The organism is Bradyrhizobium forestalis (assembly GCF_002795245.1).
In the GTDB taxonomy this organism is placed as follows: Bacteria; Pseudomonadota; Alphaproteobacteria; order Rhizobiales; family Xanthobacteraceae; genus Bradyrhizobium; species Bradyrhizobium forestalis.
The window spans coordinates 20,592-33,023 of the sequence record NZ_PGVG01000033.1 but is presented as its reverse complement, the minus strand read 5'-3'; the positions used below and the strand labels follow the sequence as shown (position 1 = coordinate 33,023).

The 12,432-nt window shown below is 65.5% G+C and carries 13 protein-coding genes; 9 read left to right on the top strand and 4 right to left on the bottom strand.

Translation table 11 applies throughout. The annotated features are described in order from the left end of the window. Nucleotides 1–56 precede the first annotated feature (56 nt). Together CVM73_RS29525 and CVM73_RS29520 are read left to right on the top strand one after the other, a co-directional pair. On the top strand, nucleotides 57–1,019 hold the full coding sequence (locus CVM73_RS29525; protein ID WP_100235304.1) for a lytic transglycosylase domain-containing protein: 963 nt from the start codon (nucleotides 57–59) through the stop codon (nucleotides 1,017–1,019). Nucleotides 1,020–1,080: 61 nt separating this feature from the next. Beyond that, nucleotides 1,081–1,542, top strand: a complete 462-nt coding sequence (locus CVM73_RS29520; RefSeq protein ID WP_100235337.1) for an NUDIX hydrolase — start codon at nucleotides 1,081–1,083, stop codon at nucleotides 1,540–1,542. Nucleotides 1,543–1,751: 209 nt separating this feature from the next. Here the strand turns inward: CVM73_RS29520 and CVM73_RS29515 are convergent, their stop codons facing one another. After that, complete coding sequence (locus tag CVM73_RS29515; protein WP_100235303.1) at nucleotides 1,752–2,735, bottom strand: Bug family tripartite tricarboxylate transporter substrate binding protein; 984 nt, start codon at nucleotides 2,733–2,735, stop codon at nucleotides 1,752–1,754. A gap of 428 nt (nucleotides 2,736–3,163) precedes the next feature. Here CVM73_RS29515 and CVM73_RS29510 point away from each other — a divergent pair, with 428 nt between their 5' ends. Continuing rightward, entirely contained in the window at nucleotides 3,164–3,820 is a 657-nt protein-coding gene (locus CVM73_RS29510; RefSeq protein WP_100235302.1) for a hypothetical protein, read from the top strand. Next, nucleotides 3,817–4,110: an HGGxSTG domain-containing protein gene (locus CVM73_RS29505; protein ID WP_100235301.1), complete on the top strand. Its 294-nt coding sequence runs from the start codon at nucleotides 3,817–3,819 to the stop codon at nucleotides 4,108–4,110. Before CVM73_RS29510 ends, CVM73_RS29505 begins: the two co-directional genes overlap by 4 nt. Nucleotides 4,111–4,304: 194 nt before the next feature. Here the strand turns inward: CVM73_RS29505 and CVM73_RS29500 are convergent, their stop codons facing one another. Continuing rightward, nucleotides 4,305–5,354 (bottom strand): LysR family transcriptional regulator, encoded by a 1,050-nt coding sequence (locus tag CVM73_RS29500; RefSeq protein ID WP_245452465.1) that lies wholly within the window; start codon nucleotides 5,352–5,354, stop codon nucleotides 4,305–4,307. An 86-nt stretch (nucleotides 5,355–5,440) separates the two neighbouring features. Between CVM73_RS29500 and CVM73_RS29495 the strand changes: the two genes are divergently transcribed. Beyond that, entirely contained in the window at nucleotides 5,441–6,358 is a 918-nt protein-coding gene (locus tag CVM73_RS29495; RefSeq protein ID WP_208639258.1) for an NmrA/HSCARG family protein, read from the top strand. 96 nt (nucleotides 6,359–6,454) lie between these two features. Here CVM73_RS29495 and CVM73_RS29490 read toward each other — a convergent pair whose 3' ends face one another. After that, a complete protein-coding gene (locus CVM73_RS29490) occupies nucleotides 6,455–7,024 on the bottom strand; it encodes a pyridoxamine 5'-phosphate oxidase family protein (RefSeq protein WP_100235299.1) in 570 nt (189 codons plus the stop codon). Nucleotides 7,025–7,121: 97 nt separating this feature from the next. Here CVM73_RS29490 and CVM73_RS29485 point away from each other — a divergent pair, with 97 nt between their 5' ends. The 4 genes from CVM73_RS29485 to CVM73_RS29470 all read left to right on the top strand — a co-directional run bounded on the left by CVM73_RS29485 (nucleotide 7,122) and on the right by CVM73_RS29470 (nucleotide 11,983). Next, nucleotides 7,122–7,925 carry a helix-turn-helix transcriptional regulator gene (locus tag CVM73_RS29485; RefSeq protein ID WP_167407132.1) on the top strand — a complete coding sequence of 268 codons (804 nt, stop codon included), beginning with the start codon at nucleotides 7,122–7,124 and terminating at the stop codon, nucleotides 7,923–7,925. A gap of 124 nt (nucleotides 7,926–8,049) precedes the next feature. Beyond that, complete coding sequence (locus CVM73_RS29480; RefSeq protein ID WP_100235297.1) at nucleotides 8,050–9,294, top strand: MFS transporter; 1,245 nt, start codon at nucleotides 8,050–8,052, stop codon at nucleotides 9,292–9,294. Nucleotides 9,295–9,327: 33 nt separating this feature from the next. Beyond that, entirely contained in the window at nucleotides 9,328–10,521 is a 1,194-nt protein-coding gene (locus tag CVM73_RS29475; protein ID WP_100235296.1) for a M20/M25/M40 family metallo-hydrolase, read from the top strand. 313 nt (nucleotides 10,522–10,834) lie between these two features. Then, nucleotides 10,835–11,983: an amidohydrolase gene (locus CVM73_RS29470; RefSeq protein WP_100235295.1), complete on the top strand. Its 1,149-nt coding sequence runs from the start codon at nucleotides 10,835–10,837 to the stop codon at nucleotides 11,981–11,983. 206 nt (nucleotides 11,984–12,189) lie between these two features. Here CVM73_RS29470 and CVM73_RS29465 read toward each other — a convergent pair whose 3' ends face one another. Next, on the bottom strand, nucleotides 12,190–12,405 hold the full coding sequence (locus tag CVM73_RS29465) for a hypothetical protein (RefSeq protein ID WP_100235294.1): 216 nt from the start codon (nucleotides 12,403–12,405) through the stop codon (nucleotides 12,190–12,192). Between the last annotated feature and the right edge of the window lie 27 nt (nucleotides 12,406–12,432).

The following is a 12,432-nucleotide window of genomic DNA, read 5'->3' as shown; positions in this document are numbered from 1 at the left end:
TTGTCACCGGCGTAACGCGCTGGCCGTTCCCCCACAGTTCGAGGACTCTTACCGAGATGCGATGTCTCGTCGCGGCTTGCGCTGCGTTCCTGATTCTGATGTGCGACGTCGGCTCATCGCCCTCCCGGCAGGCATCAAGCTTCGACAACTCCACTGCAAAGGCCGATCGCGTCCCCTCGCTGGTTCCACTGGTCGAGCTCTTCCTCGCGAGCGTGCAGGCCATCGAGCTCGCGAATGCGCGCGCGGCTTACGAGGAGACGATCGAGCCGGCACGCACGGTCGAGCCTGACGTGCCGGCCGCGGCTTCGCCAACTGATCAATTCTGTCACGCGCTGAGGGAAGCCGCCGAGGCCAGCGGCATTCCCGTGCCGTTCTTCGCGCGCCTGCTCTGGCAGGAGAGCCGCTTTCGTGCCAACGAGGTCAGCCATGCTGGCGCGCAGGGCGTCGCGCAGTTCATGCCGGAGACGGCCGCCGAGGTGGGGCTCGACGATCCCTTCGATCCGATGAAGGCGCTGCCGGCCTCGGCGAAACTCCTGCGCAAGCTGCGCGACGATTTCGGCAATCTCGGCCTTGCTGCGGCGGCGTACAATGCTGGTCCCGGCCGCATCCAGAAATGGCTTGCCAGAGAGAGCGAGCTGCCGCGCGAGACACGCGACTATGTCCGCATCATCACCGGCACCAGAGCCGAAGACTGGATCGAACGCTCGGAGGCGCTCGCGATCCGGATCGACCTGCCGCGCGAAGCCCCATGCGAAGGCATCGGCAGCCTCTCGAAGACAAGGAACGTCGCCCTTGTTCCGGTGAACCTGACGCCTTCGGTCGCGACGATCATTCGCAAGGCCGAGCAGCTCACCGCGCGGCTGGCGACGAGCCGTGCGCGCAAGCGGTTTGCAACCCTGCTGCGGAAGAATGCCACCGCCCACGGCAAGGCACGCAGCATGATCGCAGCACGCGCCGCCGGAAAGAGCGCGAAGGCGCGCGCCATCCGCTTCGCCGCTCGAGCACGCTCTGCGATCTGATACGATGATGGCGAAGCCGCTCGATGGAACGGCTTCCGATCGCGCCTGCACGGAACCCGCAATGCCATCGAAGAGTGCCGGAATCATCGCCTATCGGAAGCGCGGGACAGTCGAGGTTCTCCTCGTTCATCCCGGAGGGCCGTTCTGGCGCAACAAGGATTTCGGCGCATGGTCGATCCCGAAGGGCGAGTATGCGGACGAAGAAGACGCAGAGATTGCCGCGCGACGGGAGTTTGCCGAGGAGCTTGGACATGAGCTGTCGATGCCGCTGACCCCGCTTGGCCAGGTCAGGCAGCGCGGCGGCAAGCTCGTCAGCGCGTTCGCGGCCGAGGTGGACATCGACGTGCGCAGCATTCGCAGCAACACGTTCGAGATCGAATGGCCGCCGCGCAGCGGCAAGCGGCAGGCCTTTCCTGAAGTCGACCGCGCGGAATGGTTCACGCTCGAAGCGGCGCGGGAGAGGATCAACGCCGGCCAACGCCCGCTGCTCGATCGGCTGGAGCAGCTGACCGTCGGCGAATAGGCGCGTCGCGAAGTCGTATCTGACGGAAACAGGTGCGCTCCCTCTCCTGCTTGCGGGAGAGGGTTGGGGAGAGGGTAACTCCGCAACGGGACAATCCCCTAGAGGAGAGAGCCCTCACCCGCCGCGCTTCGCACGTCGACCTCTCCCGCAAGCGGGAGAGGTGCAGCGGTGCCTGCCGCGCCACCATGCGCAAACACAAACCGCGCGCCCTACTCCGCCTTGATGTTCGCGGCCGTGACGACTTCGGCAAGCTCCTTGGTCTCCTTCGCGATCTTGGCGGCATAGTCAGTCTGGCTGAGCACGCTGACGACACCTTGCGAGCCGAGCTTCTCCTCGACCGCAGGATCCTTGGCAGCGGCAACGATCTCCCGGTGCAGCGTCTCCAGGATCGGCGCGGGCACGGCCTTCGGCATGAAGAAGCCGACCCAGAACGAGATGTCGAAGCCGGGATAGCCGGCTTCCGCCACGGTTGGCACGTCAGGCAGCGCGGGCAGTCGCCCGGCCGACGACACCGCCAGCGCGCGCAGCTTGCCGGCCTTGACCAGCGGCACGGCGGAGAGCGGATCGAACACCGCCAGCACCTCCTGCGCGAGGATGCCGACCTCGGCGGCCGAACCGCCGCGATAGGGCACATGGATCAGCTTGATGCCGGCCTTCTGGCTGAGCAGCTCCATGGCGAGATGGGCGAGGTTGCCGTTGCCACCGGAGCCATAGGCCAGCGCGCCGGGCGCGGCCTTTGCCGCGGCGACGAGATCGGCTACCGACTTGATATTCGCCGTCCTGGGATTCTCCGGATTGACGACGAGCACGAGCGGCGCCGACACCACCGTGGTGAGCGGCGCAAAGTCGACTTGCGGATCGTAGCGGATCTCCTTGAACAGCGTCTTGTTCAGCGTGATCGTCGACGAGTTGCAGGCGAGCATGGTGTAGCCGTCCGCATCCGCACGCGCGACGCCTTCGGCGGCGATCATGCCGTTGGCGCCGGCGCGGTTCTCGACCACGAAGGGCTGGCCGAGCTTGTTGCCGAGCCGATCGCCGACGATGCGCGCGACGACGTCGACCGGGCCGCCCGCGCTGAAGCCGACCATGACCTTGACCGGCCGCGACGGGTATTTCTGCGCGAGCGCCTCTGTCGCCAGCACCAAAGCGCATAATCCGGCGATGACTGCCAGCAGGCGGGCGATTCGCTGCATTCGTTCTCTCCCAGACCTCTTGGCGCCGCTTGTGCAGTTCTGTTGGTGCGACGCGTTCGAAGATCATGATGACCGGCCGTGCCGGATTTCGCAATCGCGTTTGGGCGCCGGCATTCCGCCGCACGGCACGTGCACGCCGCTTCCAAACAAAAAATGCGAAAACAACCCCATGCACAGTAGACGGCCCCTGTCAGAACAAGGACTTGCGCGCAGAGAAAGAATTTTTCGGATTTACGAAATCGATTTTGACTCGTCGGGCAAAACAGTGGCATGATGGCATCATCGCAGAGATCGCGAGCGTCACGGCCTTCCCGCCTATGGGCCCCCGACGCGGTTACGCCTAAACCCTTCATCGACATCCCGAAATTCGCATTCGCGCGCAACGAGCGAACGGTCGCGCGCGCCTGCCTCAGCAAAGGACACAGCACATGACGACAGTTCTCGAACGCCCCATCACTTCGCCGCTTACGGCAAACCATCGCAACGGGCCCGCCGTGAGCCCGCGGGTCAAGCTCTACAAGCGGCGCATTGCGATCAGCCATCCCGACCCGCAGGCCGGCGAGCGGCTGCTGGCCGAGGCCCTCGGCGCCGCCGACCGCGACGCGCTGCACGGCATGCTGAGGCAATTGGTCAAGGCGAGCGTGATCGGACAGAAGCCCGACGAAGCCAACCTCGCCTTCATGATCTCGACGATCAGGAGCATCGCGCCGAAGGATTCCATCGAGGCCATGCTCGCGGCGCAGATGGTGGCGGTTCACGCGATGGCGATGCGCTGCGCCTGTCGGCTCGCCTGCACCAACGATCTGCAGCAGCAGGAGAGTGTCACCCGCGCATTGACCCGGCTCTCCCGCACCTTCGCCGCCCAGGTCGAGGCGTTGAATCGCCACCGCAACAGCGACGACCGCGCGATCACGGTGCAGAACCTGTCGGTGCAGGATGGCGGACGGGCGATCGTGGGCAACGTCACGCAGCATGCGAGCATGATCGTTGCCGATCCGGGCACCGCGACGGATACAGGGCTCGTCCCGTCCCGCGAAGCCGGTGAACGCGAATGGGCTGACGCAAGGCAAGGCGCCAGCGCATGAGCCCCGGTCACATCCGCAACACGCGCGCGATGTTGGCAAGCCCGCGCTGCGGCGCCGGCACGCGGAGCGGCTTCGCCTGCTCCGCGCCCGCGGTGCGCGGCAAGCCCCGCTGCCGCATGCACGGCGGCGCCGCGGGATCGGGAGCGCCATGGGGCAACCGGAATGCGCGAAAGCACGGCGCATTCACACGAGAGCGGTTCGATGAGCGAAAGGCGATCCGGGCGCTGCTGGATGAGACGCGGAAGCTGTTGGTTGAGATGACGTCCGCACCTGACGCATCGGCCGGCTGATCGGCTTCAAGAGATGATCATTAATGGATCACATAAGGCTAAATGGTCCCTTTTTGGACCATCTGTTGATGTGGCTCTCAGTAAAGCTCCTCGCACCCCTCATTGTCATCGGCGAATTAGGCCGTGAACCCATAAACGCGAACGGCTGAGATTGGTTGAAAATGATCGTACCGATAGTCGCAAGCCAACGACAGCTAAGCGCTGGAACCTCTCTTGCTCGAAGAGCGAGGCGCAGCCTTCTTCGCCTTTGTGACCACGCCCGACAGCTCGCGCTGTAAGGCGCGCTGGTTCGCGACAAGCTCGCGCGGCACCCAGGCGGCGACCGCATCGATGAACGCGCGCACTTGAGGCGGCAAGAACGCGCGCTCGGGGTAGACCAGCGCGATCTGCATTTCGGCGCCGACGACGCCGGCGAGCACCTGCACGAGCGCGCCGCTCTCCAGGTGCCGCGACACGAGGCCACGCGGGAGGAGCGCGATGCCAAGCCCGCTTACGGCGGCGTCGCACAACAGGGCGATGTCGTTCGAGAAGAACGCGCCGTCGAGATGGAGCTTGCCCCCGGAGATTATGGGCCAGTGCGTCTCCGGCAGCTCGCCACGTGCAAAGCCAAGAAGACAGCGGTGGGTTCGGAGATCGCGTTGCGTACGCGGCGTGTCGCGAGCGGCGAGGTAGGCGGGTGCCGCGACGGCGATCATCGGGTCGCGGAAGAGCGTGCGCGCGACGAGGCCGGGCTGGATCTGGCTACTGGCGCGGAGCGCGACGTCGTAGCCGTCGCGGAGGATGTCAACGAGCTGGTTCGATGTGTGCACATGGACGCGCAGCTCGGGGTAGCGCGTCGCGAACTCACAGAGCATTGCATGGAAGCTGACGCTCATCACCGGCGGCACCGAGACGCGCAAATCGCCGCGCACGACGTCGTCGGTCATCCGCACGCTCTGCTCGGCGAGGCGCACGGCCTCAAGCGCGATGCAGGCCTGCCGATAGAACACCTCACCAATATCGGTGAGCACGAGGCTTCGCGTTGTGCGGCGGAGGAGGCGCGCGCCGAGACGCTCCTCGAGGCGAGCGAGGCGGCGGCTCACAGTCGCGCGCGGGACGCGCAGCTCGGCGGCGGCACGCGAGAGGGATTTGGCGTCGACCGTCTTGGTGAAGGCGACGAGTTCCGAGGTTTCCACGGGATCGCTCATATGGATCGAATCCTGGCGAATGATGTCAATTGTTGAAACATTGTTACGAATTTCCATCCGGCGCAAGATGTAGCCGAAGATGATCGAGCGGACCGGTCCCGCGTTCGCGCGAGCCCCTCAAGCTGAAAACGAAAGAGCTGCAGATGATATCCGACGACAAGAAACTGATCGCCGTGTTCGGTGCTACGGGAAATCAGGGAGCCGGCGTGGTGCGTGCTCTGAAGGCCAGGGGCCGGTTCAAGGTGCGCGCGCTCTCGCGCGCCCCGGGCCAGTACAAGGGCGCCGCCGACGAAGTTGTCGCGGCAGATCTGGAACGGCCAGAGATGCTTGCACCGGCCCTCGAAGGTGCGCACGGCGTCTTTCTAGTCACCAACTTCTGGCAAGAAGGCGCCGATGAGATCAAGCAGGCAACAGCGGCAATTCAGGCCGCGAAAGCTGCAGGCGTCAACCATCTGATCTGGTCGACCCTTCCGAACGTCGAGAGGATCAGCGACGGCAAGTTCAATCTTCCCCAATTCACCAATAAAGCGAAGGTCGATCGGATCGTGAAGGACGCCGGATTTCCGCGCTACACCTTCGTCGTGCCTCCTGTCTACTATCAGAACTTCTCGGGACCGTTCGGTCCGCAAAAGCAGCGGGACGGAAGCTTTGGCTGGATGCTGCCGATCGATCCCACGGTACGTTGCTTCCACATGGGTGACATCAGCGAGCTCGGCAACATCGTGGCCGGCGCGTTCGCGCACCCGGAAGAAACTGGCAACGGCGCCCATCTGCCGTTGGTCGGCGACTTCCTGACCTTCAACGACCTCCTCAGCGCGTTGAATCAGTTGGGACATCAGCTCTCGTTCACCCGAGTTCCTCGGGAGGTGTACGCAGGCTTCTTCCCTGGGGCTGACGCGTTAGGGGAGACGCTGGCCTACTACGAGACCTATACGTACCTTGGCCCAGGCTCACACGACGATGAGATCGCTCTCGCGAACAAAGTTGCAGGTCAGGCGCCCACTACATTTGCCTCATGGGCTCGGCACAATTTTCGGCTCCGAGCAGCTTCCCCGGCTTGAGCCATCACGTCATTTCAAGTCACGTTCGAACGTGACCGCGACGAACGCTTCACCCGCTCGTCGCGGAACGCGCCCATCTGAGCGAGGTCCGGTCCGTCAGACTGGCGGAGCCATGCTGTCAGGGACAAACGCGGTCGGCAGGCCGTCGATGCTCTTCATGTTCTTCAGACCCCAGTACTTTCGCAGGTTGTTGACGCCCTGCGCCGTCCAGTAGCGCACGAGGCTGCCGCGCTCCTGCTTGTAGTCGAACAGCGGCACGCCCATGCCGCACGACGTCTGCACGAGGTCAACCGAGAGACGTACGATCTGGCGGGCGCCTGCAATTTCCTCGAACTTCGGAACGAGATCGGCATATTCCGGCGTGCCGCGCATGAGCGATCGACCCTGGCCGTAGAGCCGCAGGATCATCGGAGGCCCCTCGAAGGCGCAGAACATGATGGTCAACCGCTTGTCATGCGAGGCGATCAGGTGCGCGCGGGTCTCGCTGCCGCTGCCGGTGCAATCGAGATAGGCGACGTCATTCTCTCCGAGCACGCGGAATGAGGACAGCCCCTTGGGAGAGACGTTGATGCGCCCCTTCGGCGGGGCACTGGCGACAAAGAAAATCTTCTGCCGCGCGATGAAAGCCGCGTGCTCCGGTTCGATCCCAGTGAATTGCTTGCCCATGCCCGTCCGTCCTTTGCGCAGCGACGAAGTCGAGATAGGACTAACCCGCCCAAGATACCCGTTTAAGCACACACCTTATGCTGGTATAAATACCACCATGAAACGACATGCCGCGATCGCTCCGGCTCTCTCGCTCAGCGCGTTCCTGCGGGCGCTCCGCGAGCGTCAGTCTCCAGCGGAATTCGGTCTCGCCGCCGGACCACGCCGGCGCACGCCCGGCCTTCGGCGCGAGGAGGTCGCTCAGCTGTGCGGGGTGAGCGTCACCTGGTACACCTGGATCGAGCAGGGGCGCGATGTGTCCGTCTCCGCCGCGACGCTTGCGCGCCTCGCCCGCGGATTGCGCCTGTCACGCGCCGAGCGCAGCTATCTGTTCGAAGTTGCGGGCAAGCGCGATCCCGAGCGGCCGGGCAGCAGGGACGATCCGCCCGATGGGGTGCTGGCCTGCGTCGACGCCATCAATGGTCCCGCCTACATCCTCGACCGCGCATGGAATGCGCGGCGCTGGAACGCGAAAGCGTCCCGGCTGTTTGCGGGATGGCTCGATGTCGACGGCGAAAAGAACCTCCTGCGCTACATTTTCCTCAGGCTCGAGGCGCGAACTCTCATCCTCGTCTGGACGTCCCGTGCGCATCGCGTCGTCGCAGAGTTCCGTGCCGCGGTGACAGGCTATTCCGACGATCCGGATATCCGCCGGCTCGTGGATGAACTGAGAATTGGAAGCTCCGACTTCGCGCGCTGCTGGGAGACGCAGGGCGTTTTGGCACGCGAAGGCGGCGAACGCGCGTTCAATCATCCGACCATGGGACTGCTGCACTATCAGCAGGTGTCGCTGTCTCTCGCGGGCTGGCCCGACTATCGCCTGACGATGCTTCTCTCTGCACCCACCGCGCGCAAGCAATGACCGCGTCGTTCAGGCTGCGACTGCGCCTTCACGACTCCGCATCGCAGCTCTGGGTCTGCTGAGGTTGCCATCCGCCCCCTCAATCCTGTAACCCCACCCAAAACCTTCTCGGGACGGGACGCTCATGACCACCGCCGCCAACGACGCGGGCACCACCACCCGCGCGCTGATCTTTGCGCTGCTTGCACTCGCCTGCGGGCACATGCTGTCCACCCTACTGCGCACGATTCCGGCGGTCAGCCTCGACCTGATGGCGGCGGATTTCCACATCGAGCCGCAGGCGCTCGCCAGCCTCACCTCGGTCTATCCCTTCGCCTTTGCGGCTTCGCAGATCCCGGTCGGCGCAGCGATGGACCGGTTTGGCGTGCGGCCGGTGTCGCTCGGCTTGCTGGCGGGAACCGTGTTCGGCGCGGTGGCCTCGGGGTTTGCGACGGGACCTGAGAGCTTTGCCGTCGGGCAGCTGCTGCTCGGCATTGCCACATCGGGCATGCTGATGTGCCCGATGACGCTCGCAGCCAAGCAATTATCGGCGGCGCGGTTCGGATTGTGGTCGGGCGCCATCCTCTCGATCGGCAATATCGGCATGCTGCTGTCGGCGAGCCCGCTCGCCTTCGTGGTCGACAATTGGGGCTGGCGCGCGGGGTTCTGGATTTCCGCGATCGGCGGCGTCGTGGTGGCGCTCGCGGTGTTTGCGCTGGTGCCGAACCAGCCGGCCGAGCACAAGGACGAGTCCTCGCCGCTCTCGCAGATGATCGAGGTGCTCAGGCTCGGCCTCTCCCGCCCCTTGCGCGGCCTGATCGCGCTGGCGCTGGTGTCGCTGGCGGCCACGCTGGTGCTGCGCGGCCTGTGGGGCGGGCCGTGGCTGATGCAGGTCAAGGGCTTGTCGCGGGTCGAGGCCGGCAACCAGCTCGGCGCGTTCACGCTGGCGATGATCGCGGGCCCCCTGTGCATCGGCATGATCGACCGCAGACTCGGCCACCGCCGCGCACTGGTGGCGGGCTCGCATCTGGCCGGGGCGGTGCTGCTGGCGCTGATGGCGTTGGGCGCACCGCATTACGCGGTCTCCACGCTGCTCGGCGTGTCCGTGATGCCGCCGCAATTCGACCTGGTGCTGTTCGTGCTCATGGGCCTTGCGACCTCTGCCCAGCCGCTGCTGTTCGGCATGTCGCGGCAGCTGGTCGACGCGCAGACTGCGGGCAAGGCGCTCGCGGCCGTCAACCTCGCCTTCTTTCTCGGTGCGGCCTTGATGCAGTCGGTGACCGGCGCGGTGGCAGCGCTCGCGGGTCTGCCGGCGGTGCTGCTGTTCATGGCTGCCATGCTGGCGCTCGGCGTGCTGATCTTCTTGGCTTACACCTCGCCAAGCCCATAGGATGGCACGCCGCACCCGCCAAAGGAATCACTCATGCCCGTCGACACCAAAGCCGCCACCGACCGTCTCATGCGCTTCCTCGCCGTCGAGGGCGTCACCGGACAGGAGGCGGCGATCGGGCGCGAGCTCACGGCTGCGCTGAAGCAGGCCGGCGTGCCGGCGAAGGCGATCCGGCTCGATGATGCCAACACGCGCATTCCGGTGCCCACCGAGACCGGCAACCTCATCGTCGACCTGCCCGGCCGCGGCGCGCTGCACAACCAGCCGCGCATCATGTTCATGACCCACATGGACACCGTGCCGCTCTGTGCCGGCGCCAAGCCGAAGAAGTCCGGACGCAAGATCGTCAACGAGGCCAGGACCGCGCTCGGCGGCGACAATCGCTGCGGCTGCGGCGTGCTGGTGACGCTGGCGGCCGAGCTCGAAAAGCAGAAGCTCGATCATCCGCCGATCACGCTGTTGTTCTGCGTGCGCGAGGAGAGCGGACTCTACGGCGCGCGCCACGTCAAGCTCGACGAGCTCGGCTCGCCTGTGATGGCGTTCAACTATGACGGCGGCTCGGCCTCCAATGTCGTGATCGGGGCGGTCGGCGCCGACCGCTGGACCGTCGAGATCTTCGGCCGCGCCTCGCATGCCGGCGTCGCACCCGAGCGCGGCATCTCCTCGACCATGATCATGGCGCTGGCGCTTGCCGACGTGAAGGCCGGCGGCTGGTTCGGCAAGGTGGTGAAGGGCAAGCAGCAAGGCACCAGCAATGTCGGCCCCGTCACCGGCGGCGAGGGCCGCCCCGCAGGCGATGCCACCAATGTCGTCACCGATTACGTGCATGTGCGCGGCGAAAGCCGCAGCCATGACGGAAAATTCTTCAAGGAGATCACCAAAGCCTACAAGGCCGCGTTCGAGCAGGCGGCCAAAAAGGTGACGAACGCGCAAGGCAAGTCCGGCAAGGTCAAGTTCAAGGCGGAGACCGACTATTATCCGTTCCGCATGAAGGAGAGCCTGCCGGTGGTCAAACGCGCGATCGAGGCGGTGTCGGCGGTCGGCGGCACCCCGAACGTGCGCGCCGCCAATGGCGGCCTGGATGCCAACTGGATGGTCCGTCACGGCATTCCGACCGTGACCTTCGGCGCGGGGCAGAACGAGGCACACACGGTGGATGAATGGATCAATCTCGACGAATACGACCGCGCCTGTGCGCTGGCCGTGCGGCTCGCGACGATGCGCTGAGGAGAGCCTGTAACTTGTAGGGTGGGTTAGCCGGTGGCTGCGCAAAGCGCAGTCCACTGGCGTAACCCACCGCTTCTGTCGCCGCGGACGGGTGAGGGTTCTATCCTCTAGGGGAATCCCAACGCGGAGACACCCTCTCCCCAACCCTCCCCCGCAAGCGGGGGAGGGAGCGCACCTTTTTTCTCGGCAGCCTCCCGCCCGATATTGCTTAGGCAAAGCGCTTTGCTGCACGCGAGGCATTCCAAGGCGCGGGGTGCATGACGGTGATAATCCTTTATGGTGGCGGCAACCGACACCCTGCGAGAGACCTATCTTGCCCCCCGAGCTGCACCAGAAACTGACCCAGTGGCGCCGGCACCTGCATGCCCACCCCGAACTATCGCTCCAGGAAAAAGCCACCGCCGCCTTCGTGCAGGACAAGCTCACCGAGCTCGGCATTCCCTTCGAGGCTGGCATCGGCGGCCACGGCATCGTCGCGACCTTGACGCGCGGGCACGCGCGACGCCGTGTCGGGCTGCGCGCCGACATGGATGCGCTGCCGATCACCGAGGACACCGGCCTGCCCTACGCTTCGAAGACATCAGGCGTGATGCATGCCTGCGGCCATGACGGCCACACCGCCTCGCTGCTCGGCGCCGCGGCGCTGCTCGCCGCCGACACCGATTGGAGCGGCACGGTCGATTTCATCTTCCAGCCGGCCGAGGAAGGTTTTGGCGGCTCGCGCGCGATGGTCGCGGCCGGGCTGTTCGACCGCTTTCCGATGGAGCAGGTGTTCGGCTTCCACAATTGGCCGGGACTTGCCGCCGGCACCATCGCGGTGCATGACGGCGTCGTCATGGCCTCCGGCGGGCGCATCACCATCACCATCGAGGGCCATGCCGGCCACGCCGGCATGCCGCACCTGACGCGCGATCCGGTCGTGGCAGCCGGCCATCTGATCGTGGCGCTGCAGTCGGTCACCTCGCGCAGTGTCGATCCGCTCGACACTGCCGTGCTGTCGCTGTGCACGATCGAAGGCGGCACTGCGCCGAACCAGATCGCCGGACGCGTCACCATCCGCGGCACGCTGCGGTACCACCGCGAGGCGGTCAAGGGCATCATCCTCGACGGCATCGAGCGCACCTGCGCCGGGATTGCGACGAGCTTCGGCGTCAAGGTGACGCCCGAGATCGTCATGGGCGTCGGCGTCGTGATCAACACGCCGACTGAGGCCGACCTCGCGCGCATCGCCGCGGAAAAAGTGCAGGCGCCCGTGCGGCGCGACCTTCCGCCCAGCATGGCCGGCGAGGATTTTGCTCACTATCTGCAGCAGCGGCCGGGCGCCTTCGTCTGGATCGGCAATGGCGAGTTGCGCGAGGGCGCCGAGCTGCACGGCCCACGCTACGATTTCAACGACGCGATCCTGCCGGTGGCGTCGAACTGGATGGCCGAGGTCGCCAAGACGGCGCTGGCGTCGAACTGAAGCGCGATGACATGAGGCTTAATCGCTGCAACGAGGGAGGTGCGCTCCCTCTCCCGCTTGCGGGAGAGGATTGGGGAGAGGGTATTTCCACAATGGGACAATCCCCAAGAGGAGAAAGCCCTCACCCGGCGCTTCGCGCCGACCTCTCCCGCAAGCGGGAGAGGTGAACGAGCCGCGACAGTCGACTCAACCTGGAGGCAATCCGTTCACAGGCTCTCCCGCGGCAGCTTCCAGCCCGGCCGCGGCTCGAACGTCTCCTCGATGCGCTCGACGTGATATCCGGCGGGCAACAGGTGGCCGCCCTCCTCGTCCGCGACCGGGACGTCGGTCACCAGCCCCTCGATCAAGGCGGCTTCCCACACCTCCTTCTCGGTCGGAAAGGGATTGCCGATCTGCTTGTTGCCTTCGAACAGCGCGTACATCGGTTCCGGTCCTGCGTTGATCCCCAG

Coding starts and splice junctions, on each gene's coding strand:
- CVM73_RS29510 (WP_100235302.1), top strand. CDS start 3,164: ATGACGACAGTTCTCGAACGCCCCATCACTTCGCCGCTTACGGCAAAC.
- CVM73_RS29465 (WP_100235294.1), bottom strand. CDS start 12,405: ATGTACGCGCTGTTCGAAGGCAACAAGCAGATCGGCAATCCCTTTCCG.
- CVM73_RS29515 (WP_100235303.1), bottom strand. CDS start 2,735: ATGCAGCGAATCGCCCGCCTGCTGGCAGTCATCGCCGGATTATGCGCT.
- CVM73_RS29490 (WP_100235299.1), bottom strand. CDS start 7,024: ATGGGCAAGCAATTCACTGGGATCGAACCGGAGCACGCGGCTTTCATC.
- CVM73_RS29480 (WP_100235297.1), top strand. CDS start 8,050: ATGACCACCGCCGCCAACGACGCGGGCACCACCACCCGCGCGCTGATC.
- CVM73_RS29485 (WP_167407132.1), top strand. CDS start 7,122: ATGAAACGACATGCCGCGATCGCTCCGGCTCTCTCGCTCAGCGCGTTC.
- CVM73_RS29500 (WP_245452465.1), bottom strand. CDS start 5,354: ATGGAAATTCGTAACAATGTTTCAACAATTGACATCATTCGCCAGGAT.
- CVM73_RS29520 (WP_100235337.1), top strand. CDS start 1,081: ATGCCATCGAAGAGTGCCGGAATCATCGCCTATCGGAAGCGCGGGACA.
- CVM73_RS29495 (WP_208639258.1), top strand. CDS start 5,441: ATGATATCCGACGACAAGAAACTGATCGCCGTGTTCGGTGCTACGGGA.
- CVM73_RS29505 (WP_100235301.1), top strand. CDS start 3,817: ATGAGCCCCGGTCACATCCGCAACACGCGCGCGATGTTGGCAAGCCCG.
- CVM73_RS29475 (WP_100235296.1), top strand. CDS start 9,328: ATGCCCGTCGACACCAAAGCCGCCACCGACCGTCTCATGCGCTTCCTC.
- CVM73_RS29525 (WP_100235304.1), top strand. CDS start 57: ATGCGATGTCTCGTCGCGGCTTGCGCTGCGTTCCTGATTCTGATGTGC.